Source organism: Marinobacter albus (assembly GCF_030238305.1).
In the GTDB taxonomy this organism is placed as follows: Bacteria; Pseudomonadota; Gammaproteobacteria; order Pseudomonadales; family Oleiphilaceae; genus Marinobacter; species Marinobacter albus.
In genome coordinates, this window is the sequence record NZ_JASSQD010000001.1 from 513,769 (window position 1) to 535,139 (window position 21,371).

Annotated in this window: 22 protein-coding genes and 1 other RNA gene; 9 read left to right on the forward strand and 14 right to left on the reverse strand. The window is 60.1% G+C overall.

The features are described 5' to 3' along the window. Positions 1–8: 8 nt before the first annotated feature. The 4 genes from accC to QQF73_RS02405 all read right to left on the reverse strand — a co-directional run bounded on the left by accC (position 9) and on the right by QQF73_RS02405 (position 4,215). A complete protein-coding gene (gene accC / locus QQF73_RS02390; RefSeq protein WP_219867026.1) occupies positions 9–1,355 on the reverse strand; it encodes an acetyl-CoA carboxylase biotin carboxylase subunit in 1,347 nt (448 codons plus the stop codon). Between the two features lie 18 nt (positions 1,356–1,373). Further along, on the reverse strand, positions 1,374–1,835 hold the full coding sequence (gene accB, locus QQF73_RS02395; RefSeq protein WP_219867025.1) for an acetyl-CoA carboxylase biotin carboxyl carrier protein: 462 nt from the start codon (positions 1,833–1,835) through the stop codon (positions 1,374–1,376). 27 nt (positions 1,836–1,862) lie between these two features. Next, on the reverse strand, positions 1,863–2,303 hold the full coding sequence (aroQ, locus tag QQF73_RS02400; protein ID WP_218635672.1) for a type II 3-dehydroquinate dehydratase: 441 nt from the start codon (positions 2,301–2,303) through the stop codon (positions 1,863–1,865). Between the two features lie 298 nt (positions 2,304–2,601). After that, entirely contained in the window at positions 2,602–4,215 is a 1,614-nt protein-coding gene (locus tag QQF73_RS02405) for a diguanylate cyclase (RefSeq protein ID WP_219867024.1), read from the reverse strand. Between the two features lie 194 nt (positions 4,216–4,409). Between QQF73_RS02405 and QQF73_RS02410 the strand changes: the two genes are divergently transcribed. Together QQF73_RS02410 and QQF73_RS02415 are read left to right on the forward strand one after the other, a co-directional pair. Then, positions 4,410–6,395, forward strand: coding sequence for a bifunctional diguanylate cyclase/phosphodiesterase (locus QQF73_RS02410; protein ID WP_285367099.1), 1,986 nt, complete (start codon positions 4,410–4,412; stop codon positions 6,393–6,395). Positions 6,396–6,416: 21 nt separating this feature from the next. After that, entirely contained in the window at positions 6,417–7,469 is a 1,053-nt protein-coding gene (locus QQF73_RS02415) for a DUF2333 family protein (RefSeq protein WP_219867022.1), read from the forward strand. A gap of 69 nt (positions 7,470–7,538) precedes the next feature. Here the strand turns inward: QQF73_RS02415 and ppa are convergent, their stop codons facing one another. From ppa to rpiA, 3 genes are all read right to left on the reverse strand, one after another. Next, complete coding sequence (gene ppa, locus QQF73_RS02420; protein ID WP_219867021.1) at positions 7,539–8,066, reverse strand: inorganic diphosphatase; 528 nt, start codon at positions 8,064–8,066, stop codon at positions 7,539–7,541. A gap of 115 nt (positions 8,067–8,181) precedes the next feature. Then, entirely contained in the window at positions 8,182–9,321 is a 1,140-nt protein-coding gene (locus QQF73_RS02425) for an acyl-CoA dehydrogenase family protein (protein WP_285367101.1), read from the reverse strand. Positions 9,322–9,465: 144 nt separating this feature from the next. Next, positions 9,466–10,146: a ribose-5-phosphate isomerase RpiA gene (gene rpiA / locus QQF73_RS02430; RefSeq protein WP_285367102.1), complete on the reverse strand. Its 681-nt coding sequence runs from the start codon at positions 10,144–10,146 to the stop codon at positions 9,466–9,468. A 137-nt stretch (positions 10,147–10,283) separates the two neighbouring features. Between rpiA and ilvA the strand changes: the two genes are divergently transcribed. Together ilvA and QQF73_RS02440 are read left to right on the forward strand one after the other, a co-directional pair. Next, entirely contained in the window at positions 10,284–11,819 is a 1,536-nt protein-coding gene (gene ilvA, locus QQF73_RS02435; RefSeq protein ID WP_285367103.1) for a threonine ammonia-lyase, biosynthetic, read from the forward strand. A gap of 186 nt (positions 11,820–12,005) precedes the next feature. Then, entirely contained in the window at positions 12,006–12,170 is a 165-nt protein-coding gene (locus tag QQF73_RS02440; RefSeq protein ID WP_219867017.1) for a hypothetical protein, read from the forward strand. Here QQF73_RS02440 and QQF73_RS02445 read toward each other — a convergent pair. From QQF73_RS02445 to QQF73_RS02470, 6 genes are all read right to left on the reverse strand, one after another. Further along, on the reverse strand, positions 12,140–12,787 hold the full coding sequence (locus QQF73_RS02445) for a 5-formyltetrahydrofolate cyclo-ligase (RefSeq protein WP_219867016.1): 648 nt from the start codon (positions 12,785–12,787) through the stop codon (positions 12,140–12,142). The two genes, QQF73_RS02440 and QQF73_RS02445, sit on opposite strands and share 31 nt — an antisense overlap. 4 nt (positions 12,788–12,791) lie before the next feature. Beyond that, positions 12,792–12,973, reverse strand: a non-coding RNA gene (gene ssrS / locus QQF73_RS02450) — 6S RNA. Positions 12,974–13,047: 74 nt separating this feature from the next. Further along, a complete protein-coding gene (locus tag QQF73_RS02455; RefSeq protein WP_219867015.1) occupies positions 13,048–13,344 on the reverse strand; it encodes a cell division protein ZapA in 297 nt (98 codons plus the stop codon). Continuing rightward, positions 13,344–13,550: a TIGR02449 family protein gene (locus QQF73_RS02460; protein WP_219867014.1), complete on the reverse strand. Its 207-nt coding sequence runs from the start codon at positions 13,548–13,550 to the stop codon at positions 13,344–13,346. Before QQF73_RS02460 ends, QQF73_RS02455 begins: the two co-directional genes overlap by 1 nt. 102 nt (positions 13,551–13,652) lie before the next feature. Next, complete coding sequence (locus QQF73_RS02465; RefSeq protein WP_219867013.1) at positions 13,653–14,927, reverse strand: ABC transporter permease; 1,275 nt, start codon at positions 14,925–14,927, stop codon at positions 13,653–13,655. Further along, a complete protein-coding gene (locus QQF73_RS02470; RefSeq protein WP_219867012.1) occupies positions 14,924–15,640 on the reverse strand; it encodes an ABC transporter ATP-binding protein in 717 nt (238 codons plus the stop codon). Before QQF73_RS02470 ends, QQF73_RS02465 begins: the two co-directional genes overlap by 4 nt. Positions 15,641–15,711: 71 nt before the next feature. Here QQF73_RS02470 and QQF73_RS02475 point away from each other — a divergent pair, with 71 nt between their 5' ends. Then, the gene (locus QQF73_RS02475; protein WP_219867011.1) at positions 15,712–16,233 is read left to right on the forward strand and encodes a DUF3299 domain-containing protein; all 522 of its coding nucleotides are present in this window, start codon (positions 15,712–15,714) and stop codon (positions 16,231–16,233) included. Positions 16,234–16,235: 2 nt separating this feature from the next. On the opposite strand, the gene QQF73_RS02480 is transcribed toward QQF73_RS02475, so the two are convergent. Then, positions 16,236–16,763: a ZrgA family zinc uptake protein gene (locus QQF73_RS02480; protein ID WP_285367106.1), complete on the reverse strand. Its 528-nt coding sequence runs from the start codon at positions 16,761–16,763 to the stop codon at positions 16,236–16,238. 138 nt (positions 16,764–16,901) lie between these two features. Between QQF73_RS02480 and QQF73_RS02485 the strand changes: the two genes are divergently transcribed. The 4 genes from QQF73_RS02485 to QQF73_RS02500 are packed head-to-tail and all read left to right on the forward strand — an operon-like array spanning position 16,902 to position 21,348. After that, complete coding sequence (locus QQF73_RS02485) at positions 16,902–17,501, forward strand: UPF0149 family protein (protein WP_219867009.1); 600 nt, start codon at positions 16,902–16,904, stop codon at positions 17,499–17,501. 26 nt (positions 17,502–17,527) lie between these two features. After that, on the forward strand, positions 17,528–18,847 hold the full coding sequence (pepP, locus tag QQF73_RS02490) for a Xaa-Pro aminopeptidase (RefSeq protein ID WP_219867008.1): 1,320 nt from the start codon (positions 17,528–17,530) through the stop codon (positions 18,845–18,847). A gap of 4 nt (positions 18,848–18,851) precedes the next feature. Beyond that, positions 18,852–20,132 carry a 2-octaprenyl-6-methoxyphenyl hydroxylase gene (ubiH, locus tag QQF73_RS02495; RefSeq protein ID WP_219867007.1) on the forward strand — a complete coding sequence of 427 codons (1,281 nt, stop codon included), beginning with the start codon at positions 18,852–18,854 and terminating at the stop codon, positions 20,130–20,132. Continuing rightward, complete coding sequence (locus QQF73_RS02500) at positions 20,125–21,348, forward strand: FAD-dependent monooxygenase (RefSeq protein ID WP_285367108.1); 1,224 nt, start codon at positions 20,125–20,127, stop codon at positions 21,346–21,348. The genes ubiH and QQF73_RS02500 overlap by 8 nt, the downstream gene beginning before the upstream one ends. Positions 21,349–21,371: the final 23 nt, after the last annotated feature.

Genomic DNA, 21,371 nt, shown 5'->3' on the forward strand with positions numbered 1-21,371 from the left:
GCAGGACGTTAGTCCCGCATCAGTTTTTCAAGGTAATGAATGGTGAAGTCTACCTGTTTGAAGCCACCATCGCGTACCAGTTTAGCGTGCAGGGGTTGATTCGTCTTGATGCCCTCGACCACCAGCTCGTCCAGAGCGTTTTTCATGCGCCGGCGGGCGATTTCCCGATCGTCGCCCCAGGTGATCAGCTTGGCCACCAGGGAATCGTAGAACGGCGGCACCGTGTAACCACTGTAAAGATGAGAGTCGACACGGACGCCGTTGCCACCCGGGGCGTGGAAATGCTTCACCTTGCCCGGGCTGGGCGCGAAGGTCTTGGGGTCCTCCGCGTTGATCCGGCACTCAATGGCATGACCGGAGATGCGGATGTCCTCCTGGCTGTACTGCAGGGGCAGGCCGCTGGCGATGCGCAGCTGCTCGCGCACGATGTCCACGCCCGTGACCATTTCGGACACCGGGTGTTCCACCTGCACGCGCGTGTTCATTTCGATGAAGTAGAACTCACCATCCTGGTACAGGAACTCGAAGGTGCCAGCGCCCACGTAGCCGATTTCCTTGCAGGCATCGACGCAGGCCTTGAGCGTGCGGGCCCTTGCTTCGGGGTTCACGTTCGGAGCCGGAGCCTCCTCGATGACTTTCTGGTTCCGCCGCTGCATGGAGCAGTCGCGATCGCCCAGATGGATGCAGTTGCCATGCATGTCTGCGAGTACCTGAACTTCCACGTGACGCGGTCGCTCCAGGAATTTTTCCAGGTACACGGTCGGGTCGCCGAATGAATTCCGGGCTTCACTCTGGGTAATCTGGACGCCCTTCAGCAGTGCCGCTTCGGAATGCACCACCTGCATGCCGCGACCACCGCCACCAGAGGCGGCCTTGATCATCACCGGGTAACCGATCTCGCGGGCAATTCGCAGGGTACGCTCATCGTCATCGGTCAGCGGGCCATCCGAGCCGGGCACGGTCGGAACGCCAGCCTTGATCATGGCGTTGATGGCCGAAACCTTGTTGCCCATCAGGCGAATGGTTTCGGCCCGGGGCCCGATGAAGTGAAAACCACTTTTCTCGACTTGCTCGGCGAAGTCGGCGTTCTCGGCGAGAAAGCCGTAGCCGGGGTGGATGCCGACGGAATCCGTCACCTCAGCGGCGCTGATGATGGTCGGAATGTTAAGGTAGCTGTCCAGCGCGTTATTGGGACCGATGCAGACGGATTCGTCTGCCAGTCGTACGTGCATCAGGTCGCGGTCGACCTGGGAATGCACTGCCACTGTTTTGATGCCCAGCTCTTTACAGGCGCGCAAGATCCGGAGGGCAATTTCACCCCGGTTCGCGATCAGAACTTTTTCTAACATGGCCATGAGTAGCAATCACCGAGTTCAGGAAATGACGATCAGAGGCTGATCAAACTCCACCGGCTGGCCGTTCTCGACCAGAATTTCAGTGACGGTGCCGCTCTTGTCGGCTTCGATCTGGTTCATCATCTTCATCGCTTCCACGATGCAGACAACGTCACCAGCTTTCACTGACTGACCCACCTCCACGAATGCCTTGGCAGTCGGAGACGGCGAACGGTAGAAGGTGCCGACCATCGGGGACTTCAAGGAATGACCGCTTGGCGCGGCCGGTGCTGACTCTTCCTTTGCCGGTGCAGAGTGGGCTTCCTGGGCCGGCGCAGACTGCGGCGCCGGAGCCGGGTAGTGACTCACGTACTGGGTACCGGCGACCTGTTCGCGGCGCCGGGAAATGCGCACCGAGTCATCACCTTCATGAATCTCCAGCTCCTCGACATCGGATTCCTCGAGCAGCTCGATAAGTTTCTTGATCTTGCGAATATCCATAGTTAATCCAGTCCCGTTATGTCTGGTCTATCGGTGAATGCGTTGCAGGGCCGCCCGGAGAGCGAGGTCGTACCCCTGGCTACCCAGCCCACAGATAACGCCTTCGGCGATATCGGAAAAATAAGAATGATGGCGGAAGGGTTCCCGCGCATGGACATTGGAAAGATGCACCTCGATGAAGGGGATGCCGGATGCCAGCACGGCATCCCGGAGGGCAATGCTGGTGTGCGTGAAGGCTGCCGGATTGATGATGAGGTAATCCACGCCCTCCGCCCTGGCCTCATGAACCCGCTCGATCAGCTCGTACTCGGCGTTGGACTGTAGGTGCAGGAGGTGGTGCCCCTTTTCCGCCGCTGTCTGCCGGAGCCGATCATCAATGTCGGCCAGTGTCTCGTACCCGTAGACCTCAGGCTCGCGCGTTCCGAGCATGTTCAGGTTCGGGCCATGGAGCACGAGAATTGTCGACATGGTTCAGTCTGCCTTTTTGTCTTTTTTACAGGATCGCCGAAAATAACAGCACGTTCTCATAATGGTGCGTGCTTGTTTCAATCAGATCAACACTTTTTGACAATCATCCATGTTGGCCATTGGTCGTAAAAAGACGGCTTCTGCATCGAAAAGGAAGCTTTCCATTGATGACAATCATTGTCGTCAACAGATGCCGCAAGCGCTATACGACGTTGGTTTCATACTAACGAAGGCGAACCGGCAGGCTCGACCCAACCGGGGTGGCCTTGCGGCGGGGGGTGGGATTGCCGGAGCTGACCTATTCCGAGGACGTGGTGACGCAGTTCCGGCCGGCGTTCTTGGAGTCGTAGAGGGCGCGATCGGCCCGTTCACAGAGGGCCTGTGACGACTCGCCCTGCCAGGCGGCGACGCCGCAGCTGAAGGTTACATTGAATTCCCGGTCACCCGCGGGCTGGTGCAGTTCGCAGAACCGCTCGCGAATCTCGTTCAGGACATTCCGGGCGTCGCTGGGGCGCGTGTTGGGCAGAATGATGGCGAATTCCTCGCCGCCGTAGCGCCCGATGTGGTCGGTCTTGCGCAGCCGCTGTTTCAGGAACATCGAGAGGCTTCTCAGTACCCGGTCGCCAATCGGGTGACCGAAGGTATCGTTCACCTTCTTGAAGTAATCGATGTCGATCATCGCGAAACTCAGCGGCTGGTCTTTCTGACGTGCCCGGACAATTTCCTGATCCAGCAGGTGCAGTGTGTGAGTGTGGTTGTAGAGCCCGGTCAGGCTGTCTCGAATCATCAGGGCCAATAGCGAGCGTGCCCGGCGCCCCCGGTTGTGGATGGTGGCCACGAGGTGCTTGGGGTCGATCGGCTTGGTCAGGAAGTCGTCGCCGCCCAGGCTCATGGCGTGCAGCTGTTTGCTCACATCCTCTTCGGCGGACAGGTAAATGATGGGCACACTGTGGAACCGATCCTGCTGGCGGATCACCCGCGCGATTTCCATGCCGGTGCAGCCGGGCATGTACATGTCGAGAATGATGATCTCGGGGGAGAACTCCTCGAGCGCGTGAATGATCTGCATGGGATCGGTGATGATGTGCGCGGTCATGCCGGCCTTTTTCAGCACCGTTTCCATGTACTTGGCCTGGGCCCGGGAATCGTCAAGCACCAGTACCTTGTAGGGTTCAACCGTGTTGCCGTGGGTGTAGGTCTCGATTTTTTCTATCAGTTGTCCCGGGTCGACGGCCGGATAGAAGAATTCCTCGCCGCCACACCGGGAAGCCCGCAGGCGGGTCTCGATGGAGCCGTCCTCGTCGCTCATGAAGATGATTGGGATCGGGGTGTCGTGACGTTCCTGCAGTTGCTCAATGGTGGCGAGGCCGGCATTTACCGCGTCGCCGAAATTTACATCCATGAGGATGGTTTCGGGTTTGTGCAGGGCGCAGGCCTCAATCAGTTCCTCGGCCGAGCTGAAGGCGGACGCCCGGAAGCCGAAGAATTCCAGTTGGCGGATCAGACGGCCCGCCATTTCCTGATTGGCCAGAGCAATGTACACCGGGGTGCGGCGGAACTGGTGCGGCGCCTCGGTGTTGTCGAGGTCGGTGCGCCGGAGGGTGCTGCGGGACAGCGCCTCAATGGCATCCTGAATCTGTCGCGCCAGTGCATCTTCCAGAGGAGTGTCCGCAGGCCAGTCGGCCAGTAATCCGAGGATTTTCTTGCCGGCATCGGCGTGGCCGGCCATTTCAAAGCGCTGTGCGTAGCGCACCAGCTTGTCGGTGGCGGCGACAAATTCGCCGTGGTGGGCGCCGGAAAGACTTTTGTCTTCATGAATTTTCTGCCAGGTATCCAGAACAACCCGGGCCTGGGTTGTTACACGTCGGGCGAAATGCTGCCTGAGTTTTTCTTTCTGGCTTTCGTCGTTCATGGTGCTCTGGCCTGTCTCTTTTCGTTATAGGTCGCCCGTCCCGATCTGGACGATTTTCCACCTCAGTTCTTTACCAGAGTCTATAGTGTTTAGTGTTGTCGGCGTAGGTTGCTCCATGTAAATGTTTGTCAACTCTGCGGTGCAAGTCACAATCCACCGACCGGCTGGCGTGCAGTCAATCGGAGAAACCTTCCATGGCACGGAAGCATACCTGCATTCATCGAACCCAGTGCGGCGCGGCCACGCTGCGCACGATTCTGCTGTTGTTCACCGGCTCCCTGCTGGTTCTTGTTCTGGTGGTCGGATTCGTGACCAGCTACGGCTACTTTCGCACTTACGTGTCAGAGCAACTGGCCGGACACGCGAGGGATGGTGCGACCGCGGTCGGATTGTCCCTGTCCAATGCCATCGATGCCCGGGATCCGGTTGCCGCGGCCTCGCTGATCGATGCCGTGTTCGACAGCGGGCGTTATTTGTCCGTGCGTTACCTCAACCATCAGGGGCGCGAGGTGGCGGGGCGTGCGATGACGTTGTCCGACAGTGGGGTGCCGTCATGGTTTCGTGCGTTTGCGGATCTTGAGCTGACGGTGGCGGAAGCGGAAGTCGTCCGGGGCTGGAGCCGGTTGGGCAAGGTGGAGGTCGTGAGTAATCCGGGTCGGGCTTACACGGACCTGTGGCGAATTACGATTGGTCTTGTTGCCAGCACAGCGATCATCGGCGGCGTTGGCCTGTTTGCGTTGTTTCTGCTGCTGAAGCGAACCCTTCGGCCCCTGCGGGCCCTGGAGCGACAGGCCCAGGCACTCGGAAACCGGGATTTCCGTCAGCGGGTGACCGTCAAGTCCACCCGTGAGGTAAACCAGGTCACGGCTGCCATGAATCAGATGGCCGACGATCTTGGCCAGCTTTTCGAGGGGCAGGCAAAGCTGATTCAGCATCTGCGTCGGGTAAATAACGAGGACCCGGTCACCGGACTGGCGAGCCGAAGTGCGTTTGATCAGCGTCTGAAAGTTGAGGTGGAATCCGAGGAAAAGGCGGCCCCTGGCGCCTTGATTCTGGTGCAGCTTTGGGACTTTTCCGCCTACAATCAGACCTACGGCCGAAGCGAGGCGGACCGGCTTTTGCTGCGGGCAGCCGTGGTGGTCAACGGGTTTGTCGCTGCCCACATGGGATCGTTTGCCGGGCGCCGCAATGGTGCCGAATTCTGTATCTATGTGCCCGGGGCGATGCCGGCGGATGCGGGCATCTGGTGCCAGGATCTGGTGGCCGAGCTGGACGGGGTCTACGCTGACCTTGCGGCGCCACTGGAAACCGCCGTTCATGCCGGCGTGGCACGTACCGGAGAAGGTCGCGGCATACGCGAGTTGCTGGCGGCGGCCGATGAAACCCTGCGGCTGGCCCAGGCCAACGAAGAGACCGGTTGCCACCTTGCGGAAACGGAAAAGGAGGGGCATCACAACCTTGAGACCTGGCGGGTGATTATCAGCCAGGCCATCCGCGAGCAGAACCTGTCACTCTGGTTGCAGCCGATGGTCAGTGAGCACCAGTCCCAGCCGGTCTACCATCAGGTATTTTCCCGCATCGACGGACCGGAAGGCCCCCTCAAGGCAGGCGCTTTCATTCCCATGGCCGAGCGCTTTGGTCTGATCTCGGACATTGACCGGCTGTTGATGCAAAGGGTTCTGAAGCGGCTGGCCGAACGCCCGGACGAACCGCTGGCGGTGTCACTGAGCAGTGCGTCCGTAGCCAGTGAGTCTTTCCGCAAGGAGATGCTTGCCATGCTGGAGGAGGCCGGTTCGCCCGCGGAAAATCTCTGGATTGGCATATCGGAACACACCATCCACCACCACCGGACCGCGGTAGGTCTGCTGGTCAAGGCCCTGGTTCGCCTCGGGGTGCCCGTGCTGGTGGATCGCTTCGGCGTGGGTGGGGTGCCCTTCAGCTACCTGAGGAATCTGAGCGTCCAGGCATTGCGTATTGATAACTCATTCATCCACGATATAGACACTCACGATGACAACCGCTTTTATCTGGAATCCGTGGTGTCCATTGCACACAGCCGGGGGGTGAAGGTGTTCGCGACCGGTGTGGAAACGTCAGCGGAGTACTCGGTGGTCACCAAACTGGGTATTGACGGGGCCATGGGGTACCATCTTGGTCGACCATTTGCTGCTGAACACTAATCGACAGGGGAATAAGAGTCTATGCCAGGCAAACTCAGACAGTATTTCAGGGACAAGAAAGACGACGTTCAGGATTATGCCGGCGGCCGCGGTATGATTGGGAAATTCATTCTGATCGTGTTGGTGGTGTACCTGTTGGTGACCATCGTCCTTGGCATGTACTGGAGTAGCGAGCCGGAAGAATTCTCGGTAAGGGAGCATACCCGTTCGGTGGCTAAAGAGATGCAGCGGGAGCCGATCACCGGGTTTGCAACAACGGTGACCATGATCCGCATTGCCGAGACACTTCTGGACAAGCCGGGTGGCTACATTTCTAACGATATTTTTCCGCCGGGCCTGTGGTTGGACAACACGCCGAACTGGGAGTACGGCGTGCTGGTCCAGCTGCGGGATCTGTCCCGGGCCATGCGCAAGGACATTAGCCGGTCCCAGAGCCAATCCGCCGAGGATCGGGACCTCACCATTGCCGAGCCACAGTTCCATTTTGACAGCAACAGCTGGGCGATTCCGTCGACCGAAGCCGAGTACCGTCGCGGAATCCGGGGGCTCAAGCGCTATCTCAACCGCCTGTCGGATCCGGAGCAGCCTGATGCCCAGTTTTTTGCCCGTGCCGATAACCTGAGCAACTGGCTGGCTGACCTGGAGACCCGTCTGGGCAGTCTGTCCCGGACTCTCGGGGAAAGCGTTGGTAAAGCGTCGGTATCCGATGCGGTCGCCAACGTTAACCAGGACGATCCGCTGGACGAGGAAACCGGTTCCATTGATGTGAAAACGCCCTGGACACGGATCGACGACGTGTTTTACGAGGCTCGCGGCAGTTCCTGGGCCCTGCTGCACATCTTCCGCGCCATTGAAGTTGATTTTCGCAAGGTGCTGCAGGACAAGAATGCCATGGCCAGCGTGAAGCAGGTCATTATCGAACTCGAAGGGGCGCAGGGTTCGATGTGGAGCCCGGTGGTGCTCAACGGCAACGGTTTCGGGGTGCTGGCCAATCACTCCCTCACCATGGCGGCCTATCTGTCCCGGGCCAACGCAGCGATCAGCGACATGCGGGATCTGCTCTCCCGTGGCTAGTTAAGGGGGCCACGAAAACAAAAAAAACCGGGCTTCTGCCCGGTTTTTTGTGCGTCAAAAGTGGGTTGATCAGCCCTTGTAGGCCTTGATCGACTCTTCGATGGCTTTCTTGGCGGCAGCGGCGTTATCCCAACCCTGTACCTTGACCCACTTGCCGGGTTCGAGCGTCTTGTAGTTCTCGAAGAAGTGCTTGATCTGGTCGCGCAGCAGCTCGGGCAGGTCGTCGATTTCCTTGACGCCATGGTACGTGGTGGTCAGTTTGTCGTGGGGTACCGCCACCAGCTTGGCGTCACCGCCGGCTTCGTCTTCCATGTTCAGCACACCCACCGGGCGGCAGCGGATAACCGAACCGGCCTGGACCGGGTACGGGGTCACGACCAGTACGTCCAGTGGATCGCCGTCGTCGGCCAGAGTGTGCGGGATGAACCCGTAGTTGGCCGGGTAGAACATTGGCGTCGCCATGAAACGGTCGACCAGCAGGGCACCCATGTCCTTGTCCAGTTCGTACTTGACCGGTGAGCTGTTGGCCGGGATTTCGATGGCAACGTAGATGTCTTCAGGCGGATTCTTGCCTGAGGGAATGTTCGAGAATTGCATAGTCGATCCTTCCAGGGTGCGTTTAGATAGTGTGTTTAACTGCGGCTAAAAAGTGGGCGCAATTATACGGAAGTATCCTGCAGTTCGAAACTAAACGTTGGTCTTGCCCGGCGAACTAGAATTTGAGCTGTTTGCTGATCAGCTCCTTCATGATCTCGGTGGTGCCGCCGCCGATGGACAGGATCTTGCCGTCACGGTACAGACGTTCGACCACCGACTCCCGCATGTAGCCCATGCCCCCGAAGATCTGCACCGCCTCCCGGGTGACCTTTTCGCACACATCCACCGAAAAGTTTTTCGCCATGGCGACCTGTTTCACCGGGTTCTTGCCGGCCTGCATCAGATCGGCACAGCGGTAGGTGTATTCCCGGGCAACGTCGATCTGGGTAGCCATGTCCACCAGTTTATGGCGGGTAACCTGAAAGCCGGTGAGGTTGCGACCGAAGGCCTCGCGCTGGTTGGCATACTCCAGGGCAGCTTCGTACGCCAGTTGGGCGGTCATGTACGCCATGATCGACAGGCTCAGCCGTTCTGCCAGGAAATTACTCATGATGGCGATGAAACCGGCGTTCTCGGCGCCGATCAGGCGGTCGGCGGGCACCCGACAATCCTCGAAAAACAGCTCCGCGGTGTCGCTTGCCCACCAGCCCATCTTGCGCAGCTTCCTGCCGGTCGAAAAGCCTGGCATGTCCCGGTCGACCAGCAGCAGGCTGATGCCGCTGTGACCCTCGCCGCCGGTGCGCACCGCCACCGTGTAGTGATCGGCGCGCAGCCCGCTCGTAATGAAGGTCTTGCTGCCGTTGACGATGTAATGGTCGCCGTCCCGGACCGCACGGGTTTTCAGGTGAGCGACGTCGGAGCCGCCCCCGGGCTCGGTGACCGCCAGGGCGGCAATTTTTTCGCCCCGCAGGACCGGTGGCACGATCTGTTCCCGGATTTCCGGGCGCGCCCACTTGGCCACTGGGGGCAGGCCGATGTCGAGAGAGCCGAGGCTGGCCACTAGGCCGCCGGAGGTGGATCGCATAAGCTCTTCCGAAACGGCCACGCGCAGGAAAATGTCGCCTTCGCCGGTGCCGCCGAGTTCCTCCGGGAAGCCGATGCCCAGTAGGCCCGCGTCGCCCGCCAGCCGGTACAGCTCCCGCGGGAATTCGCCGGCTTCTTCCCAGTCGTCGATATGGGGCAGGACGTGGGCACTGATGAATTTCCGGGCGCTCAGGCGCGCCTGTTCATGGACGTCGTTGAAGTAATCGGACACGGTAAGGCTCCCTGTGATCTGGAATCATGGGATGCAGTGTTGCGCACTTTCGGCTACCAAGCAAGCGCTTGGTTATGGTTGATCGGGACAATAAAAAAGCTGGCCCGGAGGCCAGCTTCAGCTCGAATTCGCGCGCGTTGCCGGTCAGGTACCCGGGCGGGAAATGCTGTTCACCCCGGTGCTTGTGCCCAGCAGGAGGAGATCCGCAGGGCGGCGGGCAAACAGCCCGTTGGTTACCACACCAACGATGTTGTTCAGTTTTTCTTCCACGTCGATCGGGCGCGAGATGTCGAGGTTGTGGACGTCAATAATGATGTTGCCGTTGTCGGTGACCACGCCCTCCCGGTAAACCGGATCACCACCCAGTTTCACGATTTCGCGGCCCACATGGCTGCGCGCCATCGGAATGACCTCCACTGGCAACGGGAAGCTACCCAGCACGCCCACCATCTTCGATTCGTCGGCAATGCAGACAAAGGTCTCCGCGACCGCGGCCACAATCTTCTCGCGGGTTAACGCAGCGCCCCCGCCTTTGATCAGCTCCAGACGCTCGTTGGCTTCATCGGCGCCGTCAACATAGAATTCCAGCGAGCCGGCACTGTTCAGATCATACACCGGAATGCCGTGGCTTTTCAGACGTTCGGCAGTCGCCTCGGAGCTGGCAACGGCACCGTCAAACTCGTTTTTCAGATCTGCCAGCATGTCGATGAAGAAGTTGGCGGTGCTTCCAGTCCCCACGCCAATGATGCTGTCGCTGTCGAGGCGAGGTGCGATGTAGTCGACGGCGGCTTTTGCCACGGCTTTTTTGAGTTCGTCCTGGGTCATGGAGGGGCTCCGGGTGCAATTCTGGATGAGTTTCGCATCATTATAGCGCTTCCGGGCGGTCTGCTTATAGACGGCTGCCGTGCAAACTTTCTACACTGTTGGTTTTTCCCAGCCAACCACCAACGACCGGAACCGCTATGCCGCAACGCTACATCAAGAAGATTCTCGATGCGCGCGTCTATGACGTGGCCATCGAAACACCTCTGACTGAAGCCCGCAGTCTGTCCAAGCGTTTTGGCAATAACATTCTGCTCAAGCGCGAAGACCTTCAGCCGGTGTTTTCTTTCAAGATTCGCGGTGCGTACAACCGGATTGCGCAACTGTCGGAAGAACAGAAGGCCAAAGGCGTGATTTGCGCCTCGGCCGGCAACCATGCCCAGGGCGTGGCGCTGGCGGCCAAAAAACTGGGGATCAAGGCGGTGATCGTCATGCCGCAGACCACGCCGGAGATCAAGGTGCGCTCGGTGCGGGACCATGGCGCCCGGGTGGTGCTCAGGGGCGACGCCTTTGACGAAGCCGCGGCCCATGCGCAGGAACTGATCCAGAAGCATGGGTACACCTACATTCCCCCGTTTGACGATCCTGACGTGATCGCGGGGCAGGGCACCGTGGCCATGGAAATCATGTGGCAGTTCAGTCAGCCCATTCACGCCATCTTCATCTGTGTTGGCGGCGGTGGCCTTATTGCCGGCATGGCGGCCTACATCAAGTACCTGCGCCCCGAGATCAAGGTCATTGGAGTCGAGCCCGAAGACTCCAACTGCCTGCAGGCTGCCATGAAGGCGGGCAAGCGGGTGGTTCTGGATGAGGTGGGCATTTTTGCCGACGGCGTGGCGGTCAAGCAGATTGGCAAATACCCCTGGGAAATCTGCAAGGATCATGTCGACGAGGTGATCACAGTATCCACAGACGAAATCTGCGCCGCCATCAAGGACGTGTTCGAGGATACCCGGTCGATTGCTGAGCCTGCGGGGGCGCTGGGTGTTGCCGGCATCAAGAAATACATCCAGCGAGAGCAGATCGAAGGCGAAAACATGGTGGCCACCCTGAGTGGTGCCAACATGAACTTCGACCGGCTGCGTTACGTGTCTGAGCGCACGGAAATCGGTGAGCAGCGAGAAGCGATTCTCGCCGTGACCATTCCGGAGAAACCCGGGGCGTTCAAGACGTTTATCAACGCCCTGCACAAACGCAGTATCACGGAATTCAACTACCGTTTCGCCGATCGCGAAGAGGCGACGATTTTCGTTGGTATCCAGATTCAGGCCGGTGGCCACGGCCGTGAGGACCTGGTGCGGGACCTCCGGGAGTCCGGCTACGGTGTGATTGACCTGACCGACAGCGACCTCGCCAAGCAGCATATCCGCCACATGGTCGGCGGCCATGCGCCGAGCATCACCAATGAAAAGGTCTTCCAGTTCGAGTTTCCCGAGCGTCCGGGTGCGCTCCTGAAATTCCTGATGTCCCTCGGTACCCGCTGGAATATTTCAATGTTCCATTACCGCAACCACGGTGCGGCCTACAGCCGGGTTCTGCTGGGAGCCCAAGTGGATGACGGGGAAGTAAAAGACTTCGAGAAGATGCTCGACAAAGTCGGTTTCCGGTATGAGAACATGACCGACAACGAGGCGTACCAGCTGTTCCTTGGCGCCGGCAACAGTCAGGGCGGGTAGCCCAGGCCACGGTCCGACCGGTCAGAGGCGGGCCGGTTGTTGTATTCCGGAAATATTACAAAACAGTAACCTGTCAAAAATTGTAAAAAGCGGGATGCGTGTTAATCTTTCGATTAATTCTTGGAAACAGAAATAGCTACCTGATTTCAAACATTTTAATAACCAACTTTGAAGGAAGCGAAAACCATGGGCGGCAAGCCTGACATTATCAAAGCCGTTGTGCTGATATTTGCTGTCGGCCTTGTCATCACCGGGTTCACGTCGATTCACGCTTCCGAAGATCAACCCCGCATCGAGGCTGGCGTCACCGTTGGAGCGCTTCAGGTCGCTGAAGGTCGCCTGAACCGGTAACACCTCCGGTCGGTTACCACACCGTGCAGCGGTACGTCCCACGGCTCAGTGGGTAACTGTCGCACCCTCTGGAAATCGTGGGCAAGCCCGATCAATTTGGGGGCCAGCCTCGGCCGAAGCCGGCAGAAGGCGAAGGTCCGGTCATAAAATCCTCCCCCCATGCCCAGTCGTCCCCCGTCTTCATCAAATCCCACCAGCGGAAACAGTACCGCATCCAATGCCCAGGCCGGGCGCCTGAGTCCGTCGCTGAATGCAGGCTCCGGTATGCCAAAGCGGTTGGGGCGTAACTCGACGTCGTCGGAGTAAGGGCTGAAGGCCAGTCTTCCCGGATGAATCGGGTGGAGAACCGGCAGATAGAATCGGATACCTTTGCGTCGACCCAGATCCATATACAGTCGTGGGTCAATCTCGCCGTCATTCGGCAAGTAGATGGCAATGTGTCGGGCCCGGTGCAGATCGGGGTTATTCAGCAGATTCAGGGCGAGGTGTTCGGATGCCTGTTGCTGTTGTTCGTACGACAGGGAGCGGCGCTGCTGGCGCAAGTGCTTGCGGAGTTCGCTGCGCGAAAACGTATCGGACTGGGAATCGAAAGGTTGGGGATCGATAAACTGGCTCAAAATAAAGCTTCCCGGGCTGCCGTTATCGGATGTTGCCCTTGAACCCAAAGTTCAAGGTCGGTGGCCGCTGTGACATATTAGGCTTTCCCCTGTCGGGGACGTGCTCACAATGCCCTGAAGTAGCCACCTGGGTAATGCGCATCGGCTCGAGGACGTATCCGACTATCGCGAACAGCCCAGGAAGTTGACTTCATTATACGGGCACAGCCGGGGCCGATTGCAACACCGATTCTGTAACCCTTGCCGAGAGTTAAGAATGCCTACTGGCCGGAGGGCTCGCCCAGGGCGTTGTCCAGCTTGCTTCCCATGGCCTGCAGAAGTGAGCTGGTGGCATCAGACATGGTGTCCCGTTCCAGCAGTTCATGTGTGATGTTGAGGGCGGCCATGACCGCTATACGCTCGGTGCCGAATACCTTGCCGCTGGAGCGGATTTCACGCATCTTGTCGTCCAGATGCCGGGCCGCGCGCAACAGGGCTTCGCGTTCCTCCTCCGGGCAGGCGACCAGGTATTCCTTGTCGAGAATCTTCACCTCTACGGTGGTGGATTGCTGAGACATCAGTGGTGCTCCAGCGCCCTCAGGCGGCCAATCATGGCTTCGATCTTGTTTTTGGCAAGATCATTCTTGTGCATCAACTGGGCCCGCTCACGGTTCCAGTCATCCTGCAGGTCCCGCAAGGTAGCGTTATCCCGCTCCAGTTTTTCACAGTGCTCGATCAGCTTATCCAGCTTGTCCGCTAATGCCTGTACTTCGGACTGTTCCATCACGTGCCCAACATCGGTTGTTGTGGTTGCAATCAACTATAAGTCTGGACGCTAAGTTGGTCAATTTACAGGGTTGTCATTACGGTGCCCGCGTGACGCCTGTCACTCCTCGCCACTGTCGCCCAGTCCCAGGGCACGACTCTTGCGCCAGGCGCTGGCCGCGGGCAGCAGTGCAACCAGGAGAGCGGCCAGTGGCACGGCCCCAAGCAGGCTCCATTCAACGGTATTGAGGGGCCGCAGGCGGGTTTGCAGGCCGTAGGCTTCCTGAAGCCATGGACTGAGAGCAGAAACCGCGACAGCACCGAGGGCCACCGCCAGGAGGCAGGCCACCAGGGCCAAGGCCACACATTCGATCAGGTACAGGGCGGCTATCAGGCCGGGAGACGCGCCGGTAGCCCGAAGGATCGAAATTTCGTGGGTGCGTTGGGCCTGCAGGGTCAGCAGAACCGCAATCAGACCGATCAGGCTGGTAACGACCACAAATCCCGTGATGCCCAGCAGGGCGCGTTCAAACTGGCTCATGAGACGCCACAGTTCGCTGAGGGCGACACCGGGCAGAATGGCCGAAAGGGGCTCCCCGGCGTACTGATTTAGTTCGCGCTGGACCCGGAAGGTCAAAAGCTTGCGCTTGAGGCCGGCGAAGGCGGCGGTGATGGCGTCCGGGGTGAAGTCCCGACCCTCGGCCTGTTCGGGCGTCAGTGTCCGGCCGGGAATGGCGACCCCGGATTCCCAGCCGACGTGCATCGCTTCAATGCCTGCCAAGCTGATATAGACCGCCCGGTCAACCGGGGTGCCGGTGTTTGCGAGGACCCCCGTAACGCGAAAGGGCGTGTCGTCATGATTGGAGAAACTGGTGCGGCCGCCGCCGTGGGACAGCACGATACTGTCACCCACACCGTGTCCCTGTTCGCGGGCGACACCGGCGCCGAGGACGACGTCAAACACCTTATCGAACCAGCGGCCATCGGCCAGTTCCAGGGGCTGACCCTGGCCAAAGCGGAAATGCTCCAGAAAGGCGTCGTCGGTGCCTACAACCCGAAAGCCCCGATAGCTGTCCCCCAGCGAAATCGGTATCAGCCAGTCAATGCGAGCGTCCTTGCGCAGCTCCTGAAAGGTCGACCAGCGGATGTTGTTGGTGGCATCGCCCATGTGGAACACCGTGTAGAGCAGGAGGTTCAGCTGGCCACTCCGGGCGCCAATGATGAGGTCGGTGTCGCTGATGGTGCTGGTGAACGAGTGTTTGACCTCGGTACGGAAATACTGGATGCCAAGCAACAGGGTAACGCTGAGGGTCAGGGTCAGGCAGACCAGTCCGAGGACCCGCCGTCGATACCAGAGGCTGGCGGCGGCGAGGGAGAATGCCAGCTGCGCTCTCATAGCTCCGGCTCCGTCAGTCGGACCTGGTGGGTGAAGTGCTGTGCCAGGCTGCGATCGTGGCTGACAAACAGTACGGATGTGTTTCGTTCTTCGGCCAGGGTAAGCAGGAGATCGAGGAAACGGTCGCGGTTGTCGCTGTCCAGCGCAGACGTGGGCTCGTCCGCCAGAATGATTTCCGGGCCGCCGATCAGGGCCCTGGCGGCGGCAATACGTTGTTGCTGGCCAATGCTCAGGCGGGTGACGCTGCGTGGCCAGCAGTCCTTCGGAATCGCGAGCGCTGTCAGTAACCGGTGTGCTTCCCGGGTCGGATCCGGGTCGGTGGCGTCACGCCTTGACGCCGATAGCCGGCATGGCAAGGTGACGTTAGCCTCGGCGCTCAGGTAGGGCACCAGATTGAACTGCTGGAAAATGACGCCGATGTGGTCTGCTCTGAATCGGTCCCGGTCACCGGCATTGAGCTGATGTATCGGGGTGCCAAGGATCCCGATGCCACCAGTCGAGGGTGATAGCATCCCGGACAGCAGGCTCAGGAACGTACTCTTGCCACTGCCGCTGGGGCCATGGAGAAACAGGTGCTCACCGGCAGGTAGGGTCAGGTCCGGAAAGGTAATCGGTGAGTGCTCGCTGTCCCAGCAATGGCTCAGGCCAGTAGTTTCGATCGCAGGGGCGGGGCCCGGGGCGCGGTGAGGCGCAGATTCTGTCGTGGGGGTCATGTTGATTGCTATTTGTCCGGTGTATGATTGCCGAAAATCAGATTCCTCGATCCAATGGAGAACCCGTGCTGATGTCCCATTCTGTTTTTGGCCTGCAAGTGCCATGGCTCCTGTCGGCTTTGCTGACGCTCACGCTGGGGCATTCGCTGTCGGCCTATGCCGAACCCCGGGAAATCGACTGGCTGGAACTTATGCCGGCTGAAGATCTGGCACTGTTGGAAAATATGCCAGAAGTTGTGCACGAGGGCGATGGTGCGCCCCTGCTGCCTGACGAAATCATGACCGGCCGAGTGGTGTCGGACATGGGCAATGTCCAAGGCCGGATTCCCGGCTTCGTAGTCCCCCTGAAAACCACTCAGGACATGCGGATTCTGGAGTTCTTTCTGGTGCCATACTACGGCGCCTGTATCCACGTGCCTCCACCACCGCCCAACCAGATTATCCACGTGAAATACCGCGAAGGGTTCAAGCTGGAAGCGCTCTACGATCCGGTCTGGATCGAGGGGACGCTGATTATCGAACGGACCGAAAGCGATCTCGGCACATCCTCCTACTCCATGGTTGCGGACGCCGTGTCGCCTTATCAGGAGTAGATTCAGGGCCGAAGACTGAATCGGTTGCCGTCCCCCTCAAGTACGACGGCGCCCTGGCCATCCGGCCCGGTCCAGGCAACGTCGAGGTGTTCCAGTCCGGGGAAGCGTTCGGTCAGCGGTGTGGTCAACGCTTCCGCACTTTGGAGGCCGGGGCAATCCAGCAGCTGGCTGATCTCGAAATCGGCGTGCTGGCCGTGTTCGGGCTTGCTGGCGTTACCGGCAAATTCGGATTCAATGGCGACGCTTTCGAGAATGCAAGTGATTGAGGACGTGTTAATCAGCGGCGTCTCGCTGAGCCATTCGACCACCGAATCGATCGTTTCCTGCTGGTCCGGGGTGTGGGCTCGGTGCTCGAATCCGAGCAGGTTCTGAGCCGGCGACTGGAAGTGCAGGTCTACCTTCTGCCCGGAAATGGCCAGCTGCAGTTCTGCATGACCGTGCTGGTGAGAGCCAGGGTTATCGGCTGCGACAGTGACCCCCGTGATGACCAATGGTGCAACCAGAAGGGGCAGGCATCGGCCTGAAATCATGATCAAGTCCCGAGATTGAAAGTGATATGTTATAACATTTTCCGGTTTTGCTGCCTGAAAAGCAACCGGGTCGTGTCTTGAAAGCGCCTGAATGCTAGGATAGAAGCTCCATTCAATAACACAGGAATGTCCTGGTTCATGTCCGAGACCGACACAACCGGAGCTGCCCGAGCCGCTGAATTCGAGCGCTGGGCCAACGTTTTTACTGCCCACAAGGCGTTTAGCCACCCCTCCGAATTGCACGGAGTTCTTTGTGGTCGATTGGCCGCCGGCTCCCGTATTGAAGAGCCGGAATGGCTGGATATGGTCTGTGAGCATATGGGATTGCCCGAAAGTGCGGCCGAGGAGTCCGGCGATCTGGCGCCGTTCATGAATAAGGCGTATGAACAGACCCTGGCGCTCTTGAAATCGGCCGACATGAGTTTCCATCCTTTATTGCCGGATGATGACTATGCCATCGAGCAGCGTCTGGAGGCCCTGGTGGCCTGGGTGCGCGGCTTTCTCGAAGGCATGGCGTTGTCGGCCGGTGAATCGCTCGGGCAGGCGCCCGATGAGATCCGCGAACTGATCGAAGATCTGGTGGCAATCAGCCAGCTTTCGGCCGATGAAGAAGCCGATGACGAGAGCGAGCAGCAGTTACTGGAAATCACCGAATACGTCCGGCTGGGGGCACTGGCGGTCTTTACCGAGTTTAACGCCCCGGAGAAGCCGGCTTCTCAATCCCCGACCCTGCACTGAGCAAGGTCGACACTGCGGGAGAGTTTATGTCGTCCATGATACCCGTTAAGGAATTCGCCGAGCGCCGTCGAAAGCTGATGGAGCGCATGGCGCCCGACAGCATTGCCATTATCCCGGCGGCGCCGGAACGCGTGCGCAACCGTGACGTGCTGCACCCGTTCCGTCAGGACAGCGATTTTCAGTACCTGAGTGGTTTTGGTGAGCCCGAGGCGGTGCTGGCACTGATTCCGGGCCGCGAACACGGCGAATCCGTGCTGTTCTGCAAGGAACGCAATCCTGAAAAAGAACTCTGGGACGGTTTCCTGGTCGGGCCTGAAGGCGCCATTGAACGCTTCGGTCTCGACGACGCTTTCCCGATCTCCGACATCGACGACATCCTGCCCGGCATGATCGAGGGCCGCAGTCGGGTGTACTACCCCCTGGGCAAGGATCAGCAGTTCGACAGCAAGGTGATGGGCTGGGTCAAGACCATCCGCAGCAAGGTGCGGACCGGCGCTCACCCCCCCGGAGAATTTGTCTCGCTGGAGCACTTCCTGCACGACCTGCGTCTGTTCAAGAGTGCCAACGAGATCAAGGTCATGGCGAAGGCGGGCGAGATCAGCGCCGAGGCCCATTGTCGGGCCATGAAGCGCGCGCGCAAGGGTGGCAGCGAATACAACCTGGAGGCCGAACTGATCCACACCTTCATGGATCACGGTGCCCGGTCGACGGCCTATCCATCGATCGTGGGTGGTGGTGCCAATGGCTGCATCCTGCATTACATCGAGAACAGTGCGCCGTTGAAAGACGGCGACCTGGTCCTGATCGACGCCGGCTGCGAATACGAATGTTACGCGTCGGATATCACCCGGACCTTCCCGGTGAGCGGCAAATTCAGCCCTGAGCAGCGGGCGCTCTATGAGGTTGTGCTGTCGGCCCAATACGCGGCCATTGATGCGGTGCGGCCGGGCAACCATTGGAACCACCCCCACGAGGCGGCGCTGCGGGTGCTTACACAGGGTCTGATTGATCTCGGCCTGCTGTCGGGAACCGTGGAGGACGCCATCGCCAACGAAGCCTACAAGCCCTTCTTCATGCACCGGACCGGCCACTGGCTGGGCCTGGATGTCCATGACGTCGGCGACTACAAGGTCGGCGATGCCTGGCGCCTGCTGGAGCCGGGCATGGCGCTGACCGTGGAACCGGGCCTGTACATTGCCCTCGACAATACCAGCGTCGATGAAAAGTGGCGCGGTATCGGTATCCGCATCGAGGACGATGTGGTCGTGACCAAAGAGGGGTGCCGGGTACTGACCGATGGTGTGCCCAAGACCATCCCAGACATCGAAGCGTTGATGGCGGACTGACCCCGTGAACCGCTTCGATACCGATCTGATCATTGCCGGTGGCGGCCTGGCAGGAGCCACGCTGGCGCTGGCCCTCGCCCGCGTGGTGCCTTCCCTGCGGGTCACGGTGGTCGAGACCTTCCCCCTGTCGGCGGATGCCCTCCCGGAACACTACCAGCCCAGTTATGACGCCCGCTCGACCGCGCTGGCCTGGGGCTCGCGGCTGATTTTTGAGGAGCTGGGGTTGTGGCCAAGATTGTCGGAACACGCCACGCCGATCCGCCAGATTCACGTATCGGATCGGGGGCATTTCGGCGCCACTCGTCTGAACGCCGGGGACCATGGTCAAGAGGCCCTTGGTTACGTGGCAGACAACCGCTGGATGGGTCTCTGCCTGATGCGGGAACTGCTGGAAACCGGGGTGCAGTGGCAGGCGCCGGCGGAGGTCGTCGATATGACCCCCGAGACCGAAGGCGTCCGCGTCGCCCTGAAACGCGGAACCGAAACCTGGAGCCTGAGCGCCCAGTGTCTGGTTGTTGCTGACGGTGGCCGGTCCGGACTGCGGGAGGCACTCGGATTCCAGACCCGCAACCACAGCTACGGTCAGAACGCGCTGATCGCGAATGTCTCGACCGGCGAGAGCCACCGATTCACAGCGTTTGAACGGTTCACTGACGCCGGCCCCATGGCCCTTCTTCCCCACGGCACGACAACCCGGGCCGGTCATCAATCGGCGCTGGTCTGGACCTTGACCGACGAGGCCCTCGACGAGGTGCTTGCGTTATCCGACCCACAGAAGTGCCAGCGTCTGCAGGAGCGGTTTGGCTGGCGGCTCGGTCGCTTCACGCGTATTGGCGAATGCAGTCACTACCCGCTGAAACTGACCACCGTGGATGAGGCCGTTCGGCCGGGCGTGGCATTGGTCGGCAACGCTGCCCATGCCCTGCACCCGGTGGCTGGCCAGGGTTTCAACCTGGCACTGCGGGGGCTGATGACTCTGGTGGAACAGCTCCGGCAGGCGGTCGAGCAGGGGCAGTCGCTGGGTGATCTTCAGGTTCTGGGCCGTTATCAACGTCTGCATCGCCAGGACTGGCAGCAGACCGTGCAGTTCTCCGACTCCCTGATCCGCATATTCGGCGATGCTCCGGCACCCGTAGCGGCGGCCCGCGATGCCGGACTGGTCGGGCTGGATTTGCTGCCCGGGGCAAAACGCTGGTTTGCCCGCAAAGCCATGGGCCTTGGCGGGCGCCGGGCGGTCATCAGCAAGCCAGGGGTTGCACGCAGGGAGCCGGCAGGGCATGAGTAAGATCGGGACGTTCGATGTTCTGGTGGTAGGCGGTGGCATGATCGGGGCCGCCCTTGCTCTGGGGCTGTCCCGGCAGGGCTGGCGGGTCGGTCTGGTTGAGGGCAGTGATCGTGCGCCACTGGTCAGTCGAATGCCCCCGGCCGACGGAGTGGCGGATTTTGAACCACGGGTCAGTGCCATCTCCGTCGCCAGCCAGCAGTTGCTGCAGGAGCTGGGCGTCTGGCAGGAGGTGGTTGCCGGCCGCCATTGCCCCTACCAGAAAATGACCGTCTGGGATGGGGATGGCACCGGTCGCATTCACTTTGACGCCGCCGAGCTGCAGGCAGGGGCCTTAGGTACGATCGTGGAAAACCGTGCAATAGTCCGGGCCCTGTTTGAGGCGCTGGAAGTCAGTGAGGTCGAGCTGATTGACGGAGTCAAAGTGACGGGCTGGTGGCAGGATGGCGACCAACAAGGCATTGAACTGGCGGATGGCCACAGCCTGGGTGCCCGACTGGTCGTGGCCGCCGATGGTGCGAACTCGCGCCTGCGTCAGTGGGTGGGCCTGCCGACCCGGGAATGGGATTACGATCAGCAGGCGATTGTCTGCACCGTACAGACTGCCCAGAGTCACCGATTTACGGCCTGGCAGCGGTTTTCACCGACTGGCCCACTGGCGTTTCTTCCGCTGCTGTCGGAATCGGGCGACGAGCATTTCTGTTCCATTGTCTGGTCCCAGGACACTGAAGAGGCCAGGCGCCTGATGGCGCTGGATGAAGCCCGATTTGTCGCCGAACTGGAGGCGGCCATCGAACGGGAAATGGGCGCCGTGGTGTCCGTCTCCCGCCGCTTTGCCTTCCCGCTGCGCCAGCGCCATGCCAAGGACTATGTTGCGCGCGGTTTTGCGCTGGTGGGGGACGCGGCACACACGATACACCCGTTGGCGGGCCAGGGCGCGAACCTCGGTTATGGGGATGTCCGGGCCTTACTGGATGAACTGTCCCGGGCCCGAGGCGCAGGCCTGAGCCCGGCCGAGCCGCTGGTTCTGGCCCGTTACCAGCGCCGCCGAAAGGCCGAGAATCTGGCCATGATGGCGGCAATGGAGGGGTTCAAACAGCTGTTCGCGCGGGATGAATTGCCGCTGCGATGGTTGAGAAATACCGGCATGAGATGGCTCGATGGCCTCGGCCCGGTCAAGCATCGGCTTGCCGCTGAAGCCATGGGTCTGAACCGCTGAAGGCCGATGCTCCCATTCACACA

Excerpts from the sequence above, each read along its gene's own strand:
- accB (WP_219867025.1), bottom strand. The coding sequence starts at position 1,835 with ATGGATATTCGCAAGATCAAGAAACTTATCGAGCTGCTCGAGGAATCC.
- accC (WP_219867026.1), bottom strand. The coding sequence starts at position 1,355 with ATGGCCATGTTAGAAAAAGTTCTGATCGCGAACCGGGGTGAAATTGCC.
- QQF73_RS02410 (WP_285367099.1), top strand. The coding sequence starts at position 4,410 with ATGGCACGGAAGCATACCTGCATTCATCGAACCCAGTGCGGCGCGGCC.
- QQF73_RS02500 (WP_285367108.1), top strand. The coding sequence starts at position 20,125 with ATGAGTAAGATCGGGACGTTCGATGTTCTGGTGGTAGGCGGTGGCATG.
- QQF73_RS02460 (WP_219867014.1), bottom strand. The coding sequence starts at position 13,550 with ATGGAACAGTCCGAAGTACAGGCATTAGCGGACAAGCTGGATAAGCTG.
- QQF73_RS02465 (WP_219867013.1), bottom strand. The coding sequence starts at position 14,927 with ATGAGAGCGCAGCTGGCATTCTCCCTCGCCGCCGCCAGCCTCTGGTAT.
- ppa (WP_219867021.1), bottom strand. The coding sequence starts at position 8,066 with ATGCAATTCTCGAACATTCCCTCAGGCAAGAATCCGCCTGAAGACATC.
- QQF73_RS02485 (WP_219867009.1), top strand. The coding sequence starts at position 16,902 with ATGTCCGAGACCGACACAACCGGAGCTGCCCGAGCCGCTGAATTCGAG.
- QQF73_RS02470 (WP_219867012.1), bottom strand. The coding sequence starts at position 15,640 with ATGACCCCCACGACAGAATCTGCGCCTCACCGCGCCCCGGGCCCCGCC.
- QQF73_RS02475 (WP_219867011.1), top strand. The coding sequence starts at position 15,712 with ATGTCCCATTCTGTTTTTGGCCTGCAAGTGCCATGGCTCCTGTCGGCT.
- QQF73_RS02455 (WP_219867015.1), bottom strand. The coding sequence starts at position 13,344 with ATGTCTCAGCAATCCACCACCGTAGAGGTGAAGATTCTCGACAAGGAA.
- QQF73_RS02480 (WP_285367106.1), bottom strand. The coding sequence starts at position 16,763 with ATGATTTCAGGCCGATGCCTGCCCCTTCTGGTTGCACCATTGGTCATC.
- pepP (WP_219867008.1), top strand. The coding sequence starts at position 17,528 with ATGTCGTCCATGATACCCGTTAAGGAATTCGCCGAGCGCCGTCGAAAG.
- aroQ (WP_218635672.1), bottom strand. The coding sequence starts at position 2,303 with ATGTCGACAATTCTCGTGCTCCATGGCCCGAACCTGAACATGCTCGGA.
- QQF73_RS02440 (WP_219867017.1), top strand. The coding sequence starts at position 12,006 with ATGGGCGGCAAGCCTGACATTATCAAAGCCGTTGTGCTGATATTTGCT.
- ilvA (WP_285367103.1), top strand. The coding sequence starts at position 10,284 with ATGCCGCAACGCTACATCAAGAAGATTCTCGATGCGCGCGTCTATGAC.
- QQF73_RS02405 (WP_219867024.1), bottom strand. The coding sequence starts at position 4,215 with ATGAACGACGAAAGCCAGAAAGAAAAACTCAGGCAGCATTTCGCCCGA.
- QQF73_RS02415 (WP_219867022.1), top strand. The coding sequence starts at position 6,417 with ATGCCAGGCAAACTCAGACAGTATTTCAGGGACAAGAAAGACGACGTT.
- rpiA (WP_285367102.1), bottom strand. The coding sequence starts at position 10,146 with ATGACCCAGGACGAACTCAAAAAAGCCGTGGCAAAAGCCGCCGTCGAC.